The organism is Planctomycetaceae bacterium (genome assembly GCA_039680605.1).
GTDB lineage: Bacteria > Planctomycetota > Phycisphaerae > SM23-33 > SM23-33 > JAJFUU01.
This window is the reverse complement of sequence record JBDKTA010000036.1, coordinates 1-21591: the sequence shown is the minus strand read 5'-3', so window position 1 is coordinate 21591 and position 21591 is coordinate 1. Positions and strand designations below refer to the sequence as shown.

At 62.8% G+C, this 21591-nt stretch carries 20 protein-coding genes; 9 read left to right on the top strand and 11 right to left on the bottom strand.

The genetic code is table 11. From position 1 onward, the window contains the following. Positions 1-288: 288 nt before the first annotated feature. The gene (locus tag ABFD92_10905; GenBank protein MEN6505041.1) at positions 289-666 is read right to left on the bottom strand and encodes a hypothetical protein; all 378 of its coding nucleotides are present in this window, start codon (positions 664-666) and stop codon (positions 289-291) included. Positions 667-999: 333 nt separating this feature from the next. Between ABFD92_10905 and ABFD92_10900 the strand changes: the two genes are divergently transcribed. The 4 genes from ABFD92_10900 (at position 1000) to groL (ABFD92_10885) (ending at position 3675) form a co-directional block, all read left to right on the top strand. After that, on the top strand, positions 1000-1416 hold the full coding sequence (locus ABFD92_10900) for a response regulator (protein MEN6505040.1): 417 nt from the start codon (positions 1000-1002) through the stop codon (positions 1414-1416). Positions 1417-1555: 139 nt separating this feature from the next. Further along, a complete protein-coding gene (locus ABFD92_10895) occupies positions 1556-1687 on the top strand; it encodes a hypothetical protein (GenBank protein MEN6505039.1) in 132 nt (43 codons plus the stop codon). Positions 1688-1697: 10 nt separating this feature from the next. Beyond that, positions 1698-2015, top strand: a complete 318-nt coding sequence (gene groES, locus ABFD92_10890) for a co-chaperone GroES (protein ID MEN6505038.1) — start codon at positions 1698-1700, stop codon at positions 2013-2015. Positions 2016-2043: 28 nt separating this feature from the next. Next, complete coding sequence (gene groL, locus ABFD92_10885) at positions 2044-3675, top strand: chaperonin GroEL (GenBank protein MEN6505037.1); 1632 nt, start codon at positions 2044-2046, stop codon at positions 3673-3675. 374 nt (positions 3676-4049) lie between these two features. On the opposite strand, the gene ABFD92_10880 is transcribed toward groL (ABFD92_10885), so the two are convergent. After that, positions 4050-5123 (bottom strand): hypothetical protein, encoded by a 1074-nt coding sequence (locus tag ABFD92_10880; protein MEN6505036.1) that lies wholly within the window; start codon positions 5121-5123, stop codon positions 4050-4052. Positions 5124-5569: 446 nt separating this feature from the next. Between ABFD92_10880 and ABFD92_10875 the strand changes: the two genes are divergently transcribed. Together ABFD92_10875 and ABFD92_10870 are read left to right on the top strand one after the other, a co-directional pair. Continuing rightward, positions 5570-5833: a hypothetical protein gene (locus ABFD92_10875; GenBank protein ID MEN6505035.1), complete on the top strand. Its 264-nt coding sequence runs from the start codon at positions 5570-5572 to the stop codon at positions 5831-5833. Beyond that, positions 5833-6180, top strand: a complete 348-nt coding sequence (locus ABFD92_10870) for a hypothetical protein (GenBank protein ID MEN6505034.1) — start codon at positions 5833-5835, stop codon at positions 6178-6180. The genes ABFD92_10875 and ABFD92_10870 overlap by 1 nt, the downstream gene beginning before the upstream one ends. Here ABFD92_10870 and katG read toward each other — a convergent pair. After that, positions 6164-8374, bottom strand: a complete 2211-nt coding sequence (gene katG / locus ABFD92_10865) for a catalase/peroxidase HPI (GenBank protein MEN6505033.1) — start codon at positions 8372-8374, stop codon at positions 6164-6166. The genes ABFD92_10870 and katG overlap by 17 nt on opposite strands. Positions 8375-8441: 67 nt before the next feature. Next, positions 8442-8903 (bottom strand): transcriptional repressor, encoded by a 462-nt coding sequence (locus ABFD92_10860; GenBank protein ID MEN6505032.1) that lies wholly within the window; start codon positions 8901-8903, stop codon positions 8442-8444. Between the two features lie 190 nt (positions 8904-9093). Between ABFD92_10860 and ABFD92_10855 the strand changes: the two genes are divergently transcribed. Next, positions 9094-10425, top strand: a complete 1332-nt coding sequence (locus tag ABFD92_10855; GenBank protein MEN6505031.1) for a hypothetical protein — start codon at positions 9094-9096, stop codon at positions 10423-10425. A gap of 454 nt (positions 10426-10879) precedes the next feature. Here ABFD92_10855 and ABFD92_10850 read toward each other — a convergent pair whose 3' ends face one another. From ABFD92_10850 to groL (ABFD92_10820), 7 genes are all read right to left on the bottom strand, one after another. After that, entirely contained in the window at positions 10880-12673 is a 1794-nt protein-coding gene (locus ABFD92_10850) for a hypothetical protein (GenBank protein MEN6505030.1), read from the bottom strand. Positions 12674-12917: 244 nt separating this feature from the next. After that, on the bottom strand, positions 12918-13241 hold the full coding sequence (locus tag ABFD92_10845) for a zinc ribbon domain-containing protein (GenBank protein ID MEN6505029.1): 324 nt from the start codon (positions 13239-13241) through the stop codon (positions 12918-12920). 116 nt (positions 13242-13357) lie between these two features. After that, the gene (locus tag ABFD92_10840; GenBank protein ID MEN6505028.1) at positions 13358-13903 is read right to left on the bottom strand and encodes a nucleotide exchange factor GrpE; all 546 of its coding nucleotides are present in this window, start codon (positions 13901-13903) and stop codon (positions 13358-13360) included. 101 nt (positions 13904-14004) lie between these two features. Beyond that, positions 14005-15138 carry a J domain-containing protein gene (locus ABFD92_10835; protein MEN6505027.1) on the bottom strand — a complete coding sequence of 378 codons (1134 nt, stop codon included), beginning with the start codon at positions 15136-15138 and terminating at the stop codon, positions 14005-14007. A gap of 324 nt (positions 15139-15462) precedes the next feature. Beyond that, the gene (gene groL / locus ABFD92_10830) at positions 15463-17079 is read right to left on the bottom strand and encodes a chaperonin GroEL (protein MEN6505026.1); all 1617 of its coding nucleotides are present in this window, start codon (positions 17077-17079) and stop codon (positions 15463-15465) included. 47 nt (positions 17080-17126) lie between these two features. Beyond that, entirely contained in the window at positions 17127-17417 is a 291-nt protein-coding gene (groES, locus tag ABFD92_10825) for a co-chaperone GroES (protein MEN6505025.1), read from the bottom strand. A 105-nt stretch (positions 17418-17522) separates the two neighbouring features. After that, a complete protein-coding gene (gene groL, locus ABFD92_10820; GenBank protein MEN6505024.1) occupies positions 17523-19235 on the bottom strand; it encodes a chaperonin GroEL in 1713 nt (570 codons plus the stop codon). Between the two features lie 483 nt (positions 19236-19718). Here groL (ABFD92_10820) and ABFD92_10815 point away from each other — a divergent pair, with 483 nt between their 5' ends. Together ABFD92_10815 and ABFD92_10810 are read left to right on the top strand one after the other, a co-directional pair. Then, positions 19719-20513, top strand: a complete 795-nt coding sequence (locus ABFD92_10815) for a hypothetical protein (GenBank protein MEN6505023.1) — start codon at positions 19719-19721, stop codon at positions 20511-20513. After that, positions 20488-21120, top strand: a complete 633-nt coding sequence (locus tag ABFD92_10810) for a hypothetical protein (protein ID MEN6505022.1) — start codon at positions 20488-20490, stop codon at positions 21118-21120. The genes ABFD92_10815 and ABFD92_10810 overlap by 26 nt, the downstream gene beginning before the upstream one ends. Positions 21121-21591: the final 471 nt, after the last annotated feature.

Genomic DNA, 21591 nt, shown 5'->3' with positions numbered 1-21591 from the left:
CATCGCCCACGTGTGCGCGTCGCAAGGAACCATTGCAGACCTCCTTGTCTGTCGTGGCTATGATGCCGCGCTATGAATATCATCGGCATAGGCTATGCAAAGTGTTGAGATGTGGGTAAAGGTGAGGCCTGAAAGGCCTGGGCTAAGCCCGGCTTCGCCGGGACGAAAGGCCGCTGAAGCGGCCTCCCTCCTATGATTATCCCATCTTCGCCGTCTCGCGGATCAGAGTCACGCTGCCGAGCACACAGCGATGGGCAGACGCAGCAGAATAAGCCCCTTTGAGAGGTTCTAGATTCCCTTGAATCTTCTCATCTGGTGTCCCGTCACGATACGCAAAGCCCGGACATACGGTGAGTTCTTTATCGCATCTCGGCATTCTTGATTCTGCTCGAAGCAACGGCCAATTTGATCGATGAGTTCACTCAGCCAAGTCGGAGCACCGTGGGGAGAGTCGACTTGTATTCTGATTCTATCACTTTTCATCTCTGGATACTTCTTTGCCAGATGGCCATCGACGGCTACATCAAGAGCGCCGAATATCCGTTCCTGAATACGAGATGCACAGGCACTGACTTCCCTTTCATCATCAGGCCAAGGTCCATCTTCCACAAGATAGAGAACAATTTCGCCGTTGGCATCATCCAGGGTTATCAGATCAAGCTTCACCCTTCTTGTCGCCATCGCATATGCCTGTTGGTCTTCGGGTAGTGGTCCCCAAGTTCGGCAAGCATTGTACCGCAGGGGGCCCTGTCGAGACAACTGCTAACAGGGCTGCTGCTCATAAGCCATTGCCACTGCCAATAGAGCAGTCGCGGGGAGATGAACTGCGGAGAAGGCAGAAAAACGCTCTCATTCAGGATGGTGGTGAAATAGCTAACTCTTGTAGTGCCAAAGAATAAGCCGTCCTGGCACCGCTGTTGCTTGTTCTTTGTTGCGGTTGGATTATACCCCTGTTGGGGTGTGCGCGCGGTATGGACGTTGCAATCCCAGGTGCCGCAGATGGTTACGACTATACGAAAACCTGATCAGCCGCTGAGCCTGGTTGTCACGGGCGAGGCCGAGGTCTGGCTGCCGGCGCTGGAGAAGATCATCGGGCCGCGGTTCATTACTGCGCATAAGGTTGACTCCGATCGGGAACTGCTGGATGTGGTCGGCTCAGGCGAGGTCGACGCGGCTGTGCTCGACGAGCAGGCCGACTGGCTGCTCGACGCCCTGCAGATGCTGCGGATGATCCGCCGGATGAACGCGGCTCTGCCGGTGGTCGTCGTGACGCAGCGGAACGACCGGCGGTGGCTGGAAGACGCGTTGCAGTTGGCAGCATTCAGCGTGGTGGCGCGGCCGCTGGCGCTGGAAGAACTGCTGCGGCAGATTCAGCGGATGATGGTGAGAATCGACCGGCTCTGCCGGGAAGAATAACCAGTGTCGCGGGCGTCTCGCCCGCGCGTGGCGAGGGCATCTTGCCCTCGCCTCCGGAAGGCAACGGCCGCGGGCGAGACGCCCACTCGCGGACGAGACGTCCGCGACACGAACAACGAAGAGCATGGGCGAGACGCCCATGCCACAAAGAAACAAGAGCATGGGCGAGACGCCCGTGCCACAAAGAAACAAGAGCATGGGCGAGACGCCCATGCGACTCACGGGCGAGACGCCCGTGCTATGGAACAACAAGGTTTCCCGAAACCAGTAAGGAGCAAAAGATGTCGAAGAAACCCGCAACGAAGTCCACCCCGAAGATTCGCCCCCTGGGCGGCAAAGTGCTGATCCAGCGCCTCGAGGCCGAAGAGCGCACCGCCGGCGGGATCGTCCTGCCCGACGCCGCCAAGGAAAAGCCCCAACGCGGCACGATCCTGGCTGTCGGCGAAGGCAAGCAGCTTGAAGACGGCGGCCGCGCCGAGTTCCAGGTCAAGGTCGGCGAGCAAGTGCTGTTCTCCAGCTACGCCGGGACCGAGATCAAGGTCGACGGCGAAGAGCTGATGCTGATGGACGAATCTGACATTCTGGCGATCATCGGCTGACCCCGAGCGCCAAGAGGAGCAACCTGAAATGGCTAAGAAGAAAATCGCATTCGATGTCGAAGCCCGCGAGGGCATTCGCCGCGGCGTGAAGAAGCTCGCGGCGGCCGTGAAAGTAACCCTGGGCCCGACGGGGCGCGTGGTCGTTCTGGAGAAGTCCTTTGGTTCGCCCACCGTCACCAAAGACGGCGTGTCGGTCGCCAAGGAAATCGAACTGGAAGATGCCGCCGAGAACATGGGCGCCCAGATGGTCAAGGAAGTCGCCTCCAAGACGTCCAACGTCGCCGGCGACGGCACCACCACCGCCACCATCTACGCCGAGGCCATCTTTGAGGAAGGCCTCAAGAACGTCACCGCCGGCGCCAAGGCCATGCAGCTCAAGCGCGGGATCGACAAGGCCGTCACGGCCATCGTCGATGAGCTCAAGAAGCTCTGCAGCCCGGTCAAGAGCTCCAAGGAAATCGCCCAGGTCGGCACGTGCGCGGCCAACCAGGACGCCGAGATCGGCAAGATGATCGCCGAGGCGATGGACAAGGTCGGCAAAGACGGCGTCATCACGGTCGAAGAAGGCAAGAGCCTGGACACGGCCGTCGACCTCGTCGAAGGCATGCAGTTCGACAAGGGCTACATTTCCCCGCACTTCATCAACAACGTTGAAGCGATGGAAGTGGACTTCGAGAAGCCCTTCATCCTGATTCACGAGAAGAAGATTTCCGGCATCAAGGACCTGGTCCCGATGCTGGAGAAGGTCGCCCAGAGCGGCCGACCGCTGATCATCATCGCCGAAGACATCGAGGGCGAGGCCCTGGCGACGCTGGTGGTCAACAAGCTGCGCGGGACGTTCCAGTGCGCGGCCGTCAAGGCCCCGGGCTTCGGCGATCGCCGCAAGGAAATGCTGCAGGACATCGCGATCCTCACCGGCGGCAAGGCGATCATGGAAGACATGGGCATCTCGATGGAAAACATCCAGATGTCGGACCTGGGCACGGCCAAGCGCGTCCGGATCGACAAGGAAAACACCACGATTATCGAAGGCGCCGGCGCGGCCAACGATATCAAGGGCCGCATCGAGCAGATCAAGAAGCAGATCGATGCGACCACCAGCGACTACGATCGTGAGAAGCTCGAAGAGCGTCTGGCCAAGCTCTCCGGCGGCGTGGCGCAGATTAACGTCGGCGCAGCCACCGAAGTCGAGATGAAGGAGAAGAAGGCCCGCGTCGAAGACGCCCTGCACGCCTGCCGTGCGGCTGTCGAGGAAGGCATCCTGCCCGGCGGCGGCGTGGCCGTCCTGCGTGCGATGAAGGCGCTGGACAAGGTCAAGTGCGACACCGACGACGAGAAGACCGGCGTCGACATCGTCCGCCGCGCCCTGGTGGCCCCGATCAAGCAGATCGCCCTCAACAGCGGCCTCGAAGGCAGCATCGTCGCGGCCAAGGTCATGGAGAGCGACGACGTGAACTACGGCTTTGAGGCCGTCAGCGGCAAGTTCACCGACATGCTCAAGGCCGGCATCATCGTGCCGACCAAGGTCGAGCGCACCGCGCTGCAGAACGCCGCCTCAGTCGCGGGCCTGCTGCTGACCACCGACGCGGTCGTCAGCGAGATCCCGGAGAAGAAGGCAGCCCCCGCCGGCGGCGGTGGCGGGATGGAAGACATGTATTGACCTGCCTGCCGGCAGGCAGGTTTCCAATTGGGAATTTCCAATTTCCAATTGAACAGCAGAAACAGAACCGGGCGAAGGTTGCCAACGCGGCCTTCGCCCGGTCCGTTTTGTGGCATGGGCGTCTCGCCCATGCATTCTGTGTGGCACGGGCGTCCCGCCCGTGCATGCGGCCTGCAAGGCCGCTGGCAAGTCAGCCCAGGCCAGAGGGCGGCGGCGGGCCGAAGGATCGCCGACGACCGGCGGCCTGGGTAACGGTCATATCAGGTTTTGAGCTCTGTAAGAGCGATGCAAGAGCTGCGGGACTTCACCCTGCGCCTATCGAAGGGCCCGCCCGTGCAGGAGTGCGGGTGCCACGCACAACTCCGTTGTGCGCGCTATGGCTTCGGCTGCGTTGCCGGCACGGGGACTGGGATCCAGCCGGTGGGACCATATGGCGTTAGCGGTCCGCTTCGGAAGAATCGGATCGATTCCAATTTGCGCGTCTTTTTATCGTACCGCCGAGATTCGTGGCGGAGCCAGTTGTCGCTCTCGGCGCCGACGGCCTTGCCGTTAGTCTGCATCGTGAAGATGTCCAGCACCGTCAGGCGGCCGGTCTCGATGTCGTAGCTCCGCTGGCAATGCTGCACGTGTGAAGGTTGCGGGGCGCGTACCGTCTCAGCGATCAGTCGGCCCGATACGGCATCAAAGACATATTCCACCCAGTACCTGCCGGCCTGAATCCCGGCCTCCTTGTCGGCCTGCAATGTGCGATCGGTGGTGAAGTAAAGGATGGGTGTGTCTTTGGGAATATCCGCGGCCGCCCCTGGACCGCCGAGGTGGTCGAATACATCCAGCCACAGGTCGTAGGGCTGTTTGATCTGTGATCCTTCAATCACTTTCTCCCACAGCAGCTTGTCTCCCCGCGACATGCGGATTCGCCATCGCTTATGCTGGGGCTCCTCCAGCCGCTCGACAGTCAGGCCGGTCTTGCGGCTGAATCGCGGCTGCCAGAGATAGCGGTCTTTCTCTATGGCCTCGGTCAATGATTTTGCGACGCCCGCGTTGTCGCTAGGCCAGAAGGCAACCACCCGTTGCACATAACGCTCGTCCAGTGGTGAGGCGAACAGAATCCAATACTGCTTTCCTGCCAGCAGCGAATCCGGCTTGAGCGGAGAGACAAAAGGCGGAAGTTTCACGGCCCCGGGCGGCGGGCGCATTCCGCCGTGTTTCTTCACGACCGTCAGCGTGCGCAAGGTCAGGCCTGAACTCTTGAGAATCTTCAACTCCGCCTGCACGAATAGATTGCCGTCCACGGGCCTCTGGTCAGTCTCCCTGGTGGAAACGACTTCCACTAATGCCGCCCCGGCGGCGTCGGCCATGGCTTGCTTCAGGTCCGGCATCGGCAGATTCCCCTCGGCCGCAGCCCCCTTCCCCGCCGAAAGGATGATCGCAAGCATCATGCTTAGCATCGGGCATCTCCTCGTTTGGTGATTCTAAGCCTATGACGAGCGACTGACAAAACAGTTCCCGATTTCGGCCAGGGCGATTCTCGCGGCCTGTAAGACCGCTGGCAAGTCAGCCCAGGCCAGAGGGCGGCGGCGAGCCGAAGGGTCGCCGACGACCGGCGGCCTGGGTAAGGGGCACATCAGGTTTCAAGCTCTTACAGAGCTTCAACACCGAAACCGTCTTTACCCAGGGCGGCGTCCTTCGACTCGCTTCGCTCGCTGCGGACTCTGCCTTGGGCTGACTTGCCGGCGGCCCTTCAGGCCGCAGAAATGCCCCAGGCAGTTTTTGGCCATCCATCCATCCATCCATCCATCCATCCATCTATCCCCCTCCGTGCCCTTAGTCCCATATTCCCTTTTGCCCCAATACCCACTATGGGCTATACTGTCTGTGGAAGGATGGTGCGACTATGGTGGCCAAGACAGTCGACAGACGCGGGCGGCTGACGTTGGGCAAGGAGTTTGCCAATCGGCTGGTGATCGTCAAGGAACTGGCGGCCGGGACTGTGCAGGTGACGTTGGCGCAGGCGGTGCCGGACCGTGAGGCGTGGCTGCATGAGAACCCCGAGGCGATCGCGGCTGTGCTAAAGGGGCTGGAGCAGGCCAAGGCTGGCGAACTGGTCAAAGGGCCGGATATCGGCAAGCTTGCGTCCGATGACGACGAGGGGCGCTAGTGTTCGTCCTTCGCTGGACGCCCCAGGCGCTGTCGCAGTTCAATGCTTTGCAGGATCAGGCGCAGAAAGTTGTGCGCAGCCGCCGCAAGAGCGGGCGGGGCAAGTCATCTAAACAGGAAGGCCTGTTCAAACAGGTGGTCAAGACGCTGCAACTGCTGGCGAGCAACCCGCGCCATCCCGGGCTGGCCACACACGCTTACGAGTGTCTCTCGCACCCGTACCGCGCGGGCGATAAGGTGTTCGAGGCCTATGCCCAGAACCGCACGAGCGGCGCGTACCGAATCTTCTGGTGTTACGGGCCTGACAAAGGTCAGATCACGATCATCGCCATCACGCCGCATCCGTAGGCAGGTCGAACCGGTCCAGGTTCATGACTTTGTTCCATGCCGCCACGAAATCCTGCACGAACTTTCGCTGCGAGTCGGCACAGGCGTAGACTTCGGCGATGGCCCGAAGCTGCGAGTTCGAACCGAAGATCAGATCGACTCGCGTGCCGGTCCATTTCAGTTCGCCCGTCGCGCGGTCGCGGCCCTCGAACACGTCGCCGTCTTGCGTCGCCGGCTTCCACGCCGTCCCCATGTCGAGCAGGTTCACGAAGAAGTCGTTCGTCAGCGCCGCGGGCCGCTTGGTGAAGACGCCGTGTGGAGCCTGGCCGAAGTTGGCGCCCAGGACCCGCAGCCCGCCGATCAGGACCGTCATCTCCGGGGCCGTCAGCGTCAGCAACTGCGCACGATCCACCAGCAGTTCCTCAGCCGAGACGGAGAACCGGGCCTTGAGAAAGTTGCGGAACCCGTCTGCGACCGGCTCGAGCACGGAGAACGAATCCGCATCGGTCTGCGCCTGCGAGGCGTCGGTGCGCCCCGGAATGAAGGGGACCGTCACGCCGTGGCCGGCCTTGGTCGCCGCCGCTTCGACAGCCGCGCAGCCGCCCAGCACGATCAGATCCGCCAGCGAGACCTTCTTGCCGCCGCGCTGCGCGTCGTTGAACGCCTTCTGGATGCCCTCAAGGGTCTGCAGGACCTTGGCCAGTTGGGCGGGCTGGTTGACGGGCCAGTCCTTCTGCGGCGCCAGGCGGATGCGTGCCCCGTTGGCGCCGCCGCGATTGTCCGAGCCGCGGAAGGTAGACGCCGACGCCCAGGCGGTGGCGACCAGTTCGCCGATCGACAGACCCGACGCCATGATCTTGCCCTTGAGGTCGGCGATGTCCCGCTCGTCGATCAACGTATAGTCGACGGCCGGCAGCGGATCCTGCCAGATCAGGTCTTCGGCCGGCACTTCCGGCCCGAGATAGCGCGAGCGTGGGCCCATGTCGCGGTGGGTCAGCTTGAACCACGCGCGGGCGAAGGCGTCGGCGAACTCGGCGGGGTTCTGCTGGAAGCGCCGCGCGATGGGCCCATAGATCGGGTCGAAGCGAAGCGACAGGTCCGCCGTGGTCATCATCGGCCGGTTCTTCTTTGACGGGTCGTGAGCGTCCACGATCATGTCCTCTTCGGCGACATCTTTGGCCAGCCACTGGTTCGCGCCGGCCGGGCTCTTGACCAGTTCCCACTCGTACTTGAAGAGCACGTTGAGATAGCCCGAGTCCCACTGGGTCGGGTTGGGCTTCCAGGCGCCCTCGATGCCGCTGCCGATCGTGTCGCCGCCCTTGCCGCTGCCGAAGCTGCTCTTCCAGCCCAGCCCCTGTTGCTCGATGGGTGCGGCCTCAGGCTCGGGCCCCACATGCGTGGCGGGACCTGCGCCGTGGCACTTGCCGAAGGTGTGCCCGCCGGCGACCAGCGCGACGGTTTCTTCGTCGTTCATCGCCATGCGCGCAAAGGTCTCTCGCACGTCGCGCCCGGAGGCCACCGGATCGGGATTGCCGTTGGGACCTTCGGGGTTGACGTAGATCAGGCCCATCTGCACGGCGGCCAGGGGATTGTCGAGCTGCCGCTGGCCGCTGTAGCGGTTGTCGCCGAGCCACTTGTCTTCGGAGCCCCAGTAGATATCCTCCTGCGGCTCCCAGATGTCGGCGCGTCCGCCGCCGAACCCGAACGTCTTGAACCCCATGGACTCCAGCGCACAGTTGCCGGCGAGGATCAGGAGGTCGGCCCAGGAGAGTTTGCGACCGTACTTCTGCTTGATCGGCCAGAGCAGGCGTCGCGCCTTGTCGAGGTTCACGTTGTCGGGCCAACTGTTGAGCGGCGCCAGCCGTTGGGCGCCGGACCCCGCGCCCCCGCGCCCGTCGCCCATGCGATAGGTGCCGGCGCTGTGCCAGGCCATCCGGATGAAGAACGGACCATAATGCCCCCAGTCGGCCGGCCACCAGGCCTGCGAGTCGGTCATCAGCGCGTAGAGGTCCTGCTTGACGGCCTTGAGGTCCAGCGTCTTGAACTCATGGGCGTAGTTGAAATCCTCGCCCATCGGATTGCCCAACGCCGAGTGCTGGTGGAGGACCCTGAGGTTCACCTGGTTGGGCCACCAGTCCCGGTTGGACGTGCCTTTGCCGGGTGCGTGCTGGTGAGTCATCCCTGTGACCGGGCACTTGCCATTCGTGTCAGCCATGTCGCATCTCCTGTTCTTTCGTGTCCAAACAATTCCGGTCTGTGTCGCCCAGACGAAGTCCCGAGACTTATCGTCGTTTGACCTTCTTGCGCATGCAGGCCGCGCACACGCCACGCACATGCACCTGGGCGGCCTCGATCCGTCCGATCGCCTTGACCGAGTCCGGGATCGGCAGATCGTCCAGTGCGTCGCTGCGGAAGTCTTTGACTGTTCCGCAGACGGCGCAGACAAAGTGGTGGTGCCGGTCCAGGTTGGCGTCGTATCGCGCCGGGCCGCCGAGGACCTCGGTCTTGCGAAGCAGGCCGTTGTCTTCCAGCATGGCCAGCGTGCGGTACACGGTATCGCGCGAGACGCCGGTCACGCGCTTGCAGACCCGCTGGTAGATCGTCTCGGCGTCGGGGTGCTCGTCGCTTGCGGCCGCCTCCCGGAAGATCTCGGCCCGTTGGTGGGTGATCCTCAGGCCGATGCGTCTGGAGGCCTCGATAAACCTGCCCAGCCGCCGATGGAGTTCTGCCTGTGAAATCGCCATGAGGACCACTCGCTCAGTTAGGAACTAATACTATCTAGGAAGCTTATGCATCCTGCCTCCGCCGGTCAAGTGAAATTGTGAAAATCAGCGGTTAGAGGCGGCTCCTTGCATGGGGCGATCAGCGGCGGCACAAAGTGCAGAACCGACGCCCATCCTGGCGGGTTATGAATCGCAGACGAAAGGACCTCTTATGAAGACAACCATTCTCGTTCTGGCGGCTGTGTTGGCGTGTTCGACGGCGGCATTTGCTCAGGATGATCCATTCAACGTGCCCCTGGAGTGCATGAAGAAGTACAATTTCAAGGAGTTCGTGGTGGGCGCCTGGTGCTTCCACAATTACCTGGGCACCGATTACACCGAGCAGTACGCCAAGAATATGGAAGCGGCCAACTTCAGCGTGGTCCTCGAGACGGCCTACATGGTGCCGTTTTACGAGAAGACCAAGGTCAAGGTGCTCGTCAGCACGATGGTCGACGACAAACTGCACGAGCGCGATGTCTGGGGCGAGAAGCGCACGCACCCGGTCGAGGTCGGCCTCGACATCCCCTACGTGCAGGAGAAGTACGGTAAGAGCCCCGCAGTGGTCGGCTATCATGTCGGCAGCAAGTACGGCAAGCATCCGCTGCCGGCCAAGCTCGCCGCCAAGGTGAAGGAAGTCGAAGACCTCAAGGCCGGCATGATGCCTTACGTGGCTTTTATCTGGGATGTGCCCGCCCACGTCAAAGCAGGCATCACGATCATGTCGGACGAATGTTTCGGGCGCATCAAGCACGATGGGTTCGGCTACGACAACAAGGGCTGGGCTCACGAGAAGCGGGCGGGGTACTGCAAGCATCTGGAGTTCGGCCGCAAGGTCTCCAACGAGGCGAACTTCGCATTCTGGCCGATGATTCCGGCGGTGGGCGTCTCGAAAGGGCGCGGCGAAGAGGAGCAGGGCAACGCGCACGGGGCGTCGGAAATCCGCTTTCAGGCGCTGGCCCCGGTGGCCTACGGCGCCCAGGGCGTGATGTGGTTTGGCGTCTCGACGGCCCGCAAGAGCTGGCAACCGGACGGCACGAGCTACAAGGCCGCCGCCGAGGTCAACGCCATGCTGAAGAACGCCATCGGCCCGCGCGTGCTGGGGCACCGCAGCATCGGCGTGTACGCCACCAACCAGGAAACGCCGGTCAAGGGCAAGGCCCCGGCAGGTTCGCTGCCCTGCGGCGAAGGCAAGCTGATCGAGAAGATGGACGAGGCCGCCCTGGCCGGCGTGCTGGTCAAAGAGGCTGACTTCAAGAGCGGCGCCAACACCCCGCACTACGTCATGCTCGTCAACTGCCAGACCGACGTACTGACCGACGAGGCCAAGCTCGCCCCCCGCGACCTGAAAGTCACCTTCGGGCCGATGGTGCAGGGCGTCGAGATCATCGAGCCCGATGGCAAGATCACCAAGGGCGCCCGCCAGGTCAGCGTCAACCTCCGCCCCGGCGACGGCAGACTGCTCAAGCTGATCATGGCCCCAGCTGCGGCGGCTGCGAAGTAAGCATCCCGTGTGGCATGGCGACACCAGCTTCTTCGGGGTCGCCATGGGCAACGCAGCAACGTTGGGCCACAGAGGCACAGAGAACACAGAGAAGAACTTCTTTGTTCTACTTCTTTGCTCTCTGTGTTCTCTGTGCCTCTGTGGCCATTTCTTGACTATTGACCGAAGACGAACATGGGGGCGTTCTCATGGCGACCCGCGAGAAACAGAAACGCGTGTCGCCATGCCACCCGGCGCTAAGCCGCAGAGGTCCGGTTCTAATGCGGTGGACCGGTCTTGAGGAACATCCAGGGCGGCGTCGGTGCCGCCGCACTCCAGGGTCGCCTTGGGGCGACGGGGTGCGAAGCGGGGCATGCGCCACGAAAAAGCCCCGCCGTTTCCGGTGGGGCTTTTTGTTGTTTTGCTTACTTGCTTTTTGTTTCGGATTTCGTGCTTGGGATTTTGGATTTTCTCCCTACGCCTTGGGTTCTTCCGGGGGAGCGGGTTGGCCTTCGGGCGGGGGGGGCGTTTCTGCGGGGGCAGCCGCGGCCTCGGGGGCGGGGGCTTCGGCGACCGGCTCGATGGCGGGCAGTTCTTCTTCGGCGTCTTCGCCGGATTCGACGTAGACGTCGTCAAGATCGGTCGCGTCGACCTTGCGGCGCAGCAGGTAGTAGATCACCGTGGTGGCGCTGGCGGCGTAGCTGAGAACGAAGGCGACCACGCCGGCGACAACCAGGTAGACCCAGACCGACACCAGGAAGGCGCCGATGCGTTCCATGGAGCTCATCGCCTCGGTAATGCCGGGTGACGCCAGCGAGTCGAAGGTGGGCTTGGGCCACATCGCGTCGATGCGGTCGCTGGCGCCGGGCAGCCCCTCGCCGCCGTAGAAGACGCCGGCCTTGACGAACAGGTGCGACGACCACAGCAGCAGGAAGGCGAAGAAGCGCACGAACAGGTAGCAGATGGACCCATGCACCAGGGCGGCCAGGGCGTAGAGCCCCGTTCGCCATGGGCGGGCGAAGATGTAGGAGAAGCTGCGGCTGATGGCGTCGAAGCTGTCGGAGCCCTCGACGGCGACGGTGGGGTACATCAGGCCCGAGCCGGCGCCCAGGCCGATGATCAGGAACGCCATCACCAGCCCGGCGATCAGGGCGATCAGCAGCAGCAGGCCGATCAGGATGGCCCCGACGCCCCAGAGGTTGCCCGTGATGAGGCTGCCCAGGGCTACCGCGCCGCCGGCGAGCAGGATCAGCACCAGCGGAATCAGCGGAGCGGTGAAGAAGCTGAAGAACTTGTTGATCGAGAACGTCAGGGCCTGGCGGATGGAGATCTTCTCCTCGCGGGCGGCCTGCAGGGCGGCGATGCGGTGAATGGCCCCGCCCAGCAGCGACCAGACCGCCAGGCTCAGCAGCAGGAAGATGGCGGCGAATATCCAATGCTCTCGCAGCAGCCAGCAAAAACCCTCGCCCATCAGCAGCAGGTTGTAGACCACTCCGCCGTCGTTGGCGCGCTGTGCATTTTGATACTCGCGGAGCCCCCCCAGAATGTTGCCGCGGAGCAGGGCCATCGTGGCGCCGGTGAAGCTGCTGCGAGTGTGTTCGAGCAACTCGGCGAAAATCCCACGACCTTCGACGCGATTAAGGGCCTCGGCGTTGAAGGTCCGCTTGAACTCGAACACCGCCTGGTGGGCGTTGCTGCGCTGGGTCTCGATCTTCTCCAGCGAGTCCGGCTGAGAGATGTTCTTAGAGGTCTCTTCATACGCCCGATCGATGGCGGCATTGACAGCCGCGGCTCGATTCTGCATCGCCTCGCGGGCGTCACGCAGGGTCGCCCAGGGCTTGCGTTCGGCGTCGGCCTGTATACCCGGGGGAAGGTCAATGGCCTTAATGTCGCGAGTCTGGGTTTCGAAGGCCGTCAGGAACGCTCCGCTGAGGGGCGTCCTGGCCTGGTCCACTACCGTCGTGCCGTTGGCGACCCGGTACAACTCTACCGCCCTGTCGGGCTTGTTGGCTTTCCACGCCCGGACGCGATCGTTATATCCCACCGATTCCGTCCGGCGGCTCTCGATGGCGCCGACGGGAACGCTGGCGTGGCCAATGGACCAGATCCAGTCCATCACGTGGCCGCCGAGGAAGATGATCGTCACGGCCGCCAACGCCAGCAGCAACTTGCTGGGATGGATCGCCATGCGGAAGCTCTTGAATACGTGTGAGAAGGCGAAGACTTCCTGCCAGTTGATGGCCCTGACTTCATTTTGACCGTCAGACATGTTGCATGTCCTTTCTTTAAGCAGCCCCAAATACCGGCTTGGGCGAATTATACTTGGCTCAAGCCAAGCTTCAACTATTTATCCGCTGTGGCACGGGCGTCTCGTCCGTGCTCCTGCCGTGTGGCACGGGCGTCTCGCCCGTGCTCTCTGACCCTGAAGCATCGGGGAGCATGGGCGAGACGCCCATGCTACTCACGGGCGAGACGCCCGTGCTACTCACGGGCGGGACGCCCGTGCTACGGAGCTACTTCGCCGCGGCGGGTTTATCCGGCTTGGGCGTGGGCGCTGGCGTAGCGGGCTTATCCGCGGCCGCGGGTTTGTCTTTCGATGCCGTGTCCCCAGAGGATGCGGGGGCGTCTTTCTTGGCCGCGGAGCGGTAAGACTCGCTGCGGTAATCGGTGGCGTAGAACCCGCTGCCCTTGAAAATGATACCGCCGCCGGTGCCGATCATCCGGCGGACCTTTCGGGAGCCGCAACCGGGACAGGTTGCCCCCGGCTTGGCGGTGATGGACTGGAACTTTTCGAACGTGCGCTCGCACTTGAGGCACTGGTAGTCATACGTCGGCATCGTTGAACAACTCCTGGCAGTAGCGTTCGTCCTCGTCCTCGGCCTTTTCCCCGATCTATAAAACCGAGGACGACGACGAGGACGAGGACGAGGACGAAAAAACGGAATCGCCTCGGTTAAGGTGTTTTGGACGTTATCACTCCGGCAGGGCGGATCACGCGCCCCGACAGCGTGTATCCTCGCTGCAACTCGGTCAAGACGGTCTGCGGCGGCACGTCGTCGCGCACTTCCTGAAGCAGCGCCTGGTGCAACTGCGGATCGAACTCCTTGCCGGCGGCCTCGATGCGCCGCACGCCGAACTTGCCCAGCACTTCCATGGCCTTGTCATGCACGAGCACCAGGCCGTGGAAGAGCGGATCATCGGCGCCTTGGCTGGCCTTGGCGGTCTCCAGGGCCCGTTCCATGTCGTCGAGCACCGGCAGGAGATTCTTGATCAGGTCGGCGTTAGCGAACTCGCGGGCGTCGGAGGCCTCGCGGGCGGCGCGCTTCTGGTAGTTCACGTAGTCGGCCGAGACGCGCTGGAGGCGCCCGAGCAGGTCGTCGCGCTCGCTGCGAAGGGCGTCGGCGACTTCGGCCGGAACCGGCTCCAGCGGCGTTTGGGCGGCCGCCTCTTCGGGCGACGTCTGCTCGTTCAGTTTGGACTTTTCATTGTTCTGGTTCATGGTTTTCCTCCCTCGTAATCGTCCTCGTCCTCGTCGTCGTCCTCGGTTTTTCAAATCAGGGAAAAAACCGACGACGAGGACGAGGACGACGACGAGTACGATCATCGTCTTTCGCGGTCGAAGTAATGTTTAAGCTTATCCAGGAATCCCTTCCGGTTTTTCATCGCGTCGCCGGCCTCGACGTGGGCGTATTCCTGCAAGGCGCTGCGCTGGGCGGCGGTGAGCTTTGTGGGCACCTCCAGCAGCAGCACGACGTGCTCGCTGCCGGCGCCTCGCCCGCCGGGGGTGGGCAGGCCGCGGTTCTTGAGGGTCAGCACTTCGCCGTGCTGCGTTCCGGCGGGCACGTCGACCTCTTCCGGTCCGGCCAGCGTGGGCACCTGCACTTTGCCGCCCAGGGCGGCCACGCTGAAGCTGATGGGCACCTGGCAGACGAGGTCGGCCCCGCGCCGGTCCAGCAGCGGGTGCTCGCGCACGCGGATGTAACAGTGCAGGTCGCCCCGGGCCGTGCCGGTGGTGTTGGGCTCGCCTTCGCCGCTGACCCGCAGCATCTGCCCCTCTTGCACGCCGGCGGGAATGTGAACCGTCAGCACGCGGCGCTTCTTGCCCCGCCCGCTGCCGCGGCATTTCTTGCACGGGTCCGTCACGATCACGCCAGTGCCCTGGCACTTGCGGCAGGGCACGATCCGAACCGACACGCCGAAGATGCTGCGGACCTGCTGTTGCTGGCGGCCGTAACCGCCGCAGGCGCCGCACTTGTCGGGTGGGTGCTCGGGCGTGCTTCGCGTGCCGTGGCAGGATTCGCACAGGTCCACGCGTTCGAACTCGATCGTGTGATCGACGCCGGTAGCGACCTGTTCGAGGGTCAGTTCGACCTCGGTCTCCAGGTCGAGCCCGCGGTCGGGTCCCTCGCGCCCTCCCATGCCGCCGCCGGCGCCGCCGAAGATGTCTTCGAACATCGAGAAGATGTCGCCGAAGCCCATCGTCGAGAAGTCATGCATGCCCGCGCCGCGCAGACCCTCGTGGCCGTAGCGGTCGTAACGCTGGCGCTTCATCGGGTCCGAGAGCACTTCGTAGGCTTCGGCCAATTCCTTGAAACGCGTTTCGCCTTCGACCTTCTCGCCCTTGAAGTTGTCGGGGTGATACTTCAGGGCGCCTTTGCGGTAGGCGCGCTTGACGTCCTCGGCGGAAGCATTGGCCGGAACGCCCAGGACTTCGTAATAATCGCGCTTTTCCATCTTTCGGTTTCGGGTTCGGATTTCTGATTACTGCTCGGGTGCCGTGGCGGGAGGGCGAAGCCCGACAGCCACGACTCCGCGACTAACGTTCAGGGATCGTGGCTCTCCGGGCCTGCGGCCCTGCGCGCCACGGCACCCCGTCAAGTCACCCAGTCAAGTTCGGGATCGCGGATTATACAGCCTCGGGCAGTAAACCACAAAGGCGCCTCAGCCGAACCGGCGAGGCGCCTTGTGATATTACGTTCCGATGCGGCCTTGGATGCTAATCCGCAACCTGAGATCTGAGATCTCAAATCTCAAATCTCAAATCTCAAATCTCAGAAACTACCTGACCGCGCCGGCGATGGTTTCTTCGGACTTCTCGTCGTACTCGGTCACCATCAGGTCGGTCGTCAGCAGCAGGCCCGCCACTGAGGCGGCGTTCTGCAGGGCTGTGCGAGAGACCTTCGCCGGGTCGATGATTCCGGCCTTGACCATATCGACGTACTCGCCCGTTCCGGCGTTGTAGCCGATGTTGTCGGACTTTTCGAGGATCTCGGCCACCACCACGTCGCCGTCTTCGCCGGTGTTGTTGACGATCTGGCAGGTCGGCGCCCGCAGGGCCTGCAGGACGATCTCGACGCCGATCTTCTCGTCGCCGCGGGCCTTGGCGCGAACCGCTTCGACGGCCGGAATGCAGTGCAGGAACACCACGCCGCCGCCGGGGACGACGCCTTCCTGGCTGGCCGCGCGCGTCGCATGCACCGCGTCGTCGATGAGGTCCTTGCGTTCCTTCATCTCGGTCTCGGTGGCGGCGCCCGCGTACACCACCGCCACGCCGCCGGTGAGCTTGGCCAGGCGTTCGGTGAGCTTCTCGCGATCGTAATCGCTGGTGGTCTTCTCGATCTGGGCTCGGATCGTCGCGATCCGGGCGTTGATGTCCTTCTTCGTGCCGGCGCCCTCGATGATCGTGGTGTTGTCCTTGTCGATCACGATGCGCTTGGCCTGGCCGAGCTGCTCGAGCTCGATCGACTCGAGCTTGACGCCGAGGTCTTCGCTGATGAGCGATCCGTTGGTGACGACGGCCAGGTCGCCCAGGATCGCCTTGCGGCGGTCGCCGAACGCCGGGGCCTTGACCGCACAGACTTTCAGGACGCCGCGCAGGCGGTTGACCACCAGCGCCGCCAGGGCCTCGCCCTCGATGTCTTCGGCGATCAGCAGCAGCGGCTGACCGGAGCGGGCGATCTTCTCCAGCAGCGGAACCAGGTCCGGCAGCGAGGAGATCTTCTTCTCGTGGATCAGGATGTACGCGTCCTCGAGAATGCATTCCATCGTCGTCGGGTTGGTCACGAAGTAGGGCGAAATGTAGCCCTTGTCGAACTGCATGCCCTCGACGACCTTGAGCTCGCTGGCCAGGCCTTTGCCTTCTTCCACCGTGATCACGCCGTCTTTGCCTACGGCTGCAAACGCTTCGGCGATCAGGTTGCCGATCTCGGTGCTCCAGTTGGCTGAGACCGTCGCGACCTTGCGCAGGTCTTCGGTGCCGGCAACGGGTTTGGCCTGCTTGGCGATGGCGTCGACCGCCGCCGCTACCGCAAGGTCCAGCCCGCGCTTCACGGCCATCGGGTTGGCCCCGGCCGTGACGTTCTTGAGACCCTGGGCCATGATCGCCTCGGCCAGAACCACCGCGGTGGTCGTGCCGTCGCCGGCGACGTCGGAAGTTTTCGACGCGACCTGGTTGGCCATCTTGGCGCCCATGTTCTCAAAGGGATTGGGCAGGTCGATTTCTTTCGAGACGGTCACGCCGTCTTTGGTGACCTTGGGGGACCCGTAGGACTTCTGCAGCAGGACGTTTCGTCCGGTGGGGCCCAGCGTCACCTTGACGGCCGCGGCCAGCTTGGACACGCCGGCCAAGATCGCCAATCGGGCGTCGCTATCGTACAGCATCTGCTTAGCGGCCATTGTTTGCTCCTGTTAGTTTCCGACCTGCCTGCCGGCAGGCAGGGGGCTTATTTTTCGATGACGGCCAGGACGTCGGCTTCCTTGAGGATGACGTATTCCACGCCGTCGACCTTGACCTCGGTTCCGGCGTACTTGCCGTAGTACACTTCGTCGCCCTTCTTGACGCCCATCGTTCCGCGCTTGCCGTTGTCGAGCATGCGTCCCGGACCGGTGGCCACCACCGTGCCGCGCTGGGGCTTTTCCTTGGCCGCATCGGGCAGAACGATTCCGCCGGCGGTCTTTTCTTCAGCTTGCGACTGCTTGACCAGGATCCGATCATCAAGAGGTTTCACTGCCATGGCTGTTTCTCCAGTCTTTTGTTTTCTCTTTTGCCAGAGGCACGCAGCGGAGTTGTGCGTGGCACCCTGATTACTGATTACTTTTCCCTGATTACTGCCTCAACCTTACATCATCCCGCCCATGCCGCCCATGCCGCCCATCCCGCCCATTCCCATGCCGCCCATGCCGCCGCCCATACCGCCCATGCCGCCCATTCCGGGGTGACCGTGGCCGCCCGGGCCTGCGGGCTCTTCGTCCTTGGGAATCTCGCTGATGCAGCAGTTGGTCGTCAGCAGCATGGTGGCCACCGACGAGGCGTTCTGCAGCGCGCTGCGGGTGACCTTGGCCGGGTCGACGACTCCGGCCTTGAACAGGTCTTCGTACTTCATCGTGTCGGCGTTGAAACCGAAGTTGCCTTCGCCGGCTTCGACTTTCTTGACGACCATCGCGGCGACTTCGCCGGCGTTGATGACGATCTGCCGCAGCGGTTCGGCCAGTGCGCGGCGGACGATCGCCACGCCGGTGGCTTCGTCGCCCTTGGCGTTGAGTTTGTCCAGCACCTTGCGGGCCCGCAGCAGCGCCACGCCGCCGCCGGGCAGGAGGCCTTCTTCGATCGCCGCACGCGTGGCGTGCAGGGCGTCTTCGATGCGGGCCTTCTTTTCCTTCATCTCGCTCTCGGTCGCGGCGCCGACGTTGATCTGCGCCACGCCGCCGGCGAGCTTGGCCAGGCGTTCCTGGAGCTTCTCGCGGTCGTAATCGCTGGTGGTCGTCTCGATCTCGGCGCGAATCTGCTTGATGCGGCCCTGAATGGCCTCGGTGCTGCCGGCGCCTTCGATGATGGTCGTGTTGTCGTTGTCGACGGTGACCTTCTTGGCCTGGCCCAGCTCAGCGAGCTGAACCTTTTCCAGGTCCATGCCCAGGTCCTTGGAGATGACCTTGGCGCCGGTGAGGATGGCGATGTCGTCGAGCATGGCCTTGCGGCGGTCGCCGTAGCCCGGGGCCTTGACGGCGCAGACGTTGACGATCCCGCGCAGCTTGTTGACCACCAGCGTCGCCAGGGCCTCGCCCTCGACGTCTTCGGCGATGATCAGCATCGGTTTCTTGGCCTTGGCCACCTTCTCCAGCAGCGGCACCAGCTTGGTGACGTTGGAGATCTTGTCTTCATGAATCAGGACCAGGCACTTCTCCAGCACTGCCGTCATCGCCTCGGGGTCGGTGGCGAAGTGGGGGGAGAGATACCCGCGGTCGAACTGCATGCCTTCGACGACGTCGACGGTCGTCTCGATGCTCTTGCCTTCTTCGACCGTGATCACGCCGTCGCGCCCGACCTTGTTCAGGGCCTCGGCCAGCATCGCCCCGATCGTCGGGTCGTTATTGGCGCTGATGGCGGCCACGTTGCGGATGTCGGCGTCGGACTTGGGATCGACCGGCTTGGCCATAGAGGCCAGTTCATCGAGCACAGCCGCCGTCGCGGTGCGGATGCCGCGGGCCAGAGCCATCGCGTCGGCGCCGGCCATCAGGTTGCGCAGCCCTTCGGCGAAGAGCGCCTCGGTCAGCACGGTGGCGGTGGTGGTACCATCGCCGGCGGCGTCTGAAGTCTTGCTGGCGGCTTCTTTTACGAGCTGCGCGCCCATGTTTTCGTTTTTGTCGGAGAGTTGGATTTCCTCAGCGACGCTGACGCCGTCTTTGGTGACGGTGGGGGCGCCCCAACCCTTGTCGAGGATGGCGTTGCGTCCGCGGGGACCGAGGGTGCTCTTGACCGCCCGGGCCAGCTTTTCCACGCCGGCCAAAAGGGCCTGCCGCGCGTCGGTGTCGAGCATTAACTTCTTAGCTGCCATGTACTTGCTCCTTTGTCAGTAGCCTGATCTAGCGATTGCTGCCAACGATGCCAATACAACCAGCGACGATACCAAAGCGCACCGCCGCCAAAGGTAAAGCAAGCAACGCGCGTGCCTCCAAACGTAACCTTCTTAGAATGAAAGACTTCCTTCCTAACCCCAGCGACCGAAGGAAGCATTTTCCTGCCACCAAAGCACGATTTGACACCCCCGCCCGCAGGTTTTGACAGGGACCCGGAGCCCCGCGCTGCGGCGGGTACTGCAACGTTGCCCAAAGCGTTAGCGGCGGAGCTTGCTCCGCGCGGTTTCTTCCCTGATCGCAGGCATGCGCATAAGGCAGACCGTGATGCAAAACGCGCGGGGCAAGCCCCGCCGCTAAAGGGGCTGGCAATACATTGTTCCAATTTCCAAAAATCCCTGCAATGATCGCCTTCTGAGCGGGTTAATAGTGTCAGGTCTACCTTATTTTGAGGAGTGCTGATCATGCGCGTGATGGCGATTGTTCTTCTGGCGACGGCGGCGGTGATAGCGGCGACGGGTGCGACCCCCGATGAGGCCGGCAGGCTGACGGTGGCGGCAGTCCGCAACACGGCCGGGGACGGGCCCGACGGCAAGGGCAACACCGGCGACGACACGTGGCAGTTCTGGTTTCAGCTCATGCACGACCGGTCGATGTTCATGCGTCTGGACCTGGCGACGGAGTTGCAGACAGAGGAGGTCCGCAAGAACGGCATCAAGCGGAAGGTCTGGGGCCCGCTTGGCAGCACGCTGCCCAACCCGCAGGACAGCGAGGGGTGGATCTACCACTCGGACTGGGACGGCAAGCGCGAAGGCGTCTGGGGCGATACCAAGGACAAACAGGTTCTGGTCGTTCCCTACGCCGAGAAAGGCGTCGGAGGCGCCCTGGCCGTGACGTACAAGGTGCCCGCCGATGGGACCTATATCGTCTCGGGCAAGGCCGCCGACCTCGAAGTCAACACCGAGCAGGCCGCAGCTACGGGCGTCCAGGTTTCGGTCGAGGTCGTCCAGGCCGGCGACGGCAAGAGCGTCCGCAGGAGTAAGCAGGTCGTGGTCCAACCCGTCGCCATCGGCGACAAGGCTGGCCCAGCCTCGGCCGACTTCCGCAGCGAAAGAATCGAGCTGAAGAAAGGCCAGTTGGTCATGCTGATCGTCGACCCCGGCACGCTGGCGCAAACGGATACGACAAAGGTGGAGTTCAACGTCACGGCCGCGCCCGTAGGCGAGCCCGACCATGGCACGAAAGATCGCAACCGGTAGAATCGTCGGGCTTGTTCTTGCGGGCGTCGGCCTGGGCTTTGCGATCTATTTGGGGAGCCAGGCAAGGCAGATGAGCGCGGAATTCCATCAATGGCTCGACGCGCGGCCGATGGAGACGGGCTTTGATCTTTCCAAGCCTGGCGAGATCACCGTGCCGTTTCGACAGACATGCAGCAGTTCGCACGGTGAGGTGTTGTGCCTCAAGTGCGATCTGCCTGAGGCAGCCAAGCAGAATACCGAGCAACTCTTGAAGGGGTTGTCCGGCAGCGTGGTTATCAAGGATTCGCAGGGCAATGGAATCAAGGGGGGCGAGATTACAGCCGATCGAAGTCGCTATCATGATGGCGAAATCATCCTCGCGGCATTTGCCCCGTTCAGCAAGGGCGAGTACACGGCCACGATCCGCATCGATTCCGGCGCGCCTGCGCTGGCTGGCAAGACGCAAACGATCTATGCCAAGTACGAACTGTGCGGGCTGGAAAAGATGCCTGCGGGCATCTGTACGATGCTCGCAGGCGGGGCGGGGCTAGTCGCGCTGGTTTCGATCCTGTCCGTCCTGCAGGGATTGCTGCGCAAGGCGCCCGTGGAAGCCGCACAAAAAGGATGATGATGTTCCAAGAGGAGACCAGCGACGAGATCATCACAGCCAGCGGCCGCATTGAGGCCAACGGCGATCTGACACACGTGACGTGCCGTTAGTCGGATGAGATTGTCTGGCTACAGGGGGTGGACAATGAAGGCAATTATATAAAGCATTGTAAAATAAAGACTTACACAAACTATCACTTTCTGGATCCCTGAAAAACAGACAAGAAAAGACAATTGTTACCTTTGCCGGGCATCTTTTGGAATCGAGAATCTGCTGTGAAAAGTACAACAAAGTGCAAGGAAGAGGAATTGTGGTATAGCACGTACCGCTTTCGGGCTGGCAAAGACCTTGCGACACAGAGACGCAGAGAAAACAGGGGCGGGAAACCTCTTAAGTCTTCCTCTTAACACAGTTGCTTTTCTCTGTTTTCTCTGCGTGTCTGTGTCGCATCTGGCAACACGGGATGGCGTTGTTATGGGCGGATGGGGC

Bases quoted from the DNA above. Each gene is read 5' to 3' on its own strand.
- ABFD92_10900 (MEN6505040.1), top strand. From the start codon at position 1,000: ATGGTTACGACTATACGAAAACCTGATCAGCCGCTGAGCCTGGTTGTC.
- ABFD92_10895 (MEN6505039.1), top strand. From the start codon at position 1,556: ATGCCACAAAGAAACAAGAGCATGGGCGAGACGCCCGTGCCACAAAGA.
- groES (MEN6505038.1), top strand. From the start codon at position 1,698: ATGTCGAAGAAACCCGCAACGAAGTCCACCCCGAAGATTCGCCCCCTG.
- groL (MEN6505037.1), top strand. From the start codon at position 2,044: ATGGCTAAGAAGAAAATCGCATTCGATGTCGAAGCCCGCGAGGGCATT.
- ABFD92_10880 (MEN6505036.1), bottom strand. From the start codon at position 5,123: ATGCTAAGCATGATGCTTGCGATCATCCTTTCGGCGGGGAAGGGGGCT.
- ABFD92_10875 (MEN6505035.1), top strand. From the start codon at position 5,570: ATGGTGGCCAAGACAGTCGACAGACGCGGGCGGCTGACGTTGGGCAAG.
- katG (MEN6505033.1), bottom strand. From the start codon at position 8,374: ATGGCTGACACGAATGGCAAGTGCCCGGTCACAGGGATGACTCACCAG.
- ABFD92_10860 (MEN6505032.1), bottom strand. From the start codon at position 8,903: ATGGCGATTTCACAGGCAGAACTCCATCGGCGGCTGGGCAGGTTTATC.
- ABFD92_10855 (MEN6505031.1), top strand. From the start codon at position 9,094: ATGAAGACAACCATTCTCGTTCTGGCGGCTGTGTTGGCGTGTTCGACG.
- ABFD92_10850 (MEN6505030.1), bottom strand. From the start codon at position 12,673: ATGTCTGACGGTCAAAATGAAGTCAGGGCCATCAACTGGCAGGAAGTC.
- ABFD92_10845 (MEN6505029.1), bottom strand. From the start codon at position 13,241: ATGCCGACGTATGACTACCAGTGCCTCAAGTGCGAGCGCACGTTCGAA.
- ABFD92_10840 (MEN6505028.1), bottom strand. From the start codon at position 13,903: ATGAACCAGAACAATGAAAAGTCCAAACTGAACGAGCAGACGTCGCCC.
- ABFD92_10835 (MEN6505027.1), bottom strand. From the start codon at position 15,138: ATGGAAAAGCGCGATTATTACGAAGTCCTGGGCGTTCCGGCCAATGCT.
- groL (MEN6505026.1), bottom strand. From the start codon at position 17,079: ATGGCCGCTAAGCAGATGCTGTACGATAGCGACGCCCGATTGGCGATC.
- groES (MEN6505025.1), bottom strand. From the start codon at position 17,417: ATGGCAGTGAAACCTCTTGATGATCGGATCCTGGTCAAGCAGTCGCAA.
- groL (MEN6505024.1), bottom strand. From the start codon at position 19,235: ATGGCAGCTAAGAAGTTAATGCTCGACACCGACGCGCGGCAGGCCCTT.
- ABFD92_10815 (MEN6505023.1), top strand. From the start codon at position 19,719: ATGCGCGTGATGGCGATTGTTCTTCTGGCGACGGCGGCGGTGATAGCG.
- ABFD92_10810 (MEN6505022.1), top strand. From the start codon at position 20,488: ATGGCACGAAAGATCGCAACCGGTAGAATCGTCGGGCTTGTTCTTGCG.